The sequence below is a fragment of the Paenibacillus agaridevorans genome (assembly GCF_003112455.1).
In the GTDB taxonomy this organism is placed as follows: Bacteria; Bacillota; Bacilli; order Paenibacillales; family Paenibacillaceae; genus Pristimantibacillus; species Pristimantibacillus agaridevorans.
Genome location: NZ_BDQX01000458.1, coordinates 380,047 through 380,263, shown reverse-complemented (window position 1 = coordinate 380,263; position 217 = coordinate 380,047). Strand labels below are relative to the sequence as shown.

General features: G+C 67.7%; 1 protein-coding gene. It reads left to right on the top strand.

Annotated elements, in window-relative coordinates; all coding sequences use genetic code 11:
* On the top strand, nucleotides 1–217 hold a 217-nt coding region (locus tag PAT3040_RS35550; RefSeq protein ID WP_146200649.1), incomplete at both ends, for a DUF92 domain-containing protein.

Sequence of the window (217 nt, the reverse complement as noted above, 5' to 3'; positions counted from 1 at the left end):
CGCGCCAAAGCGAATGCGGAGGCGAAATACGCGAAGGGCGGCCGCCGCGACGCCGGCCAAGTCTGGGCAAATGGAGGCGCAGGCCTTGCGTTATGCGCCGCCCATGCGATATGGCCCCATGAGGGCTGGCTATTCGCGTTCATCGGCGTCATGGCTTCCGTGAACGCGGATACCTGGGCCACCGAGATCGGGGCCCTGAGCCGGACCGCGCCGCGAT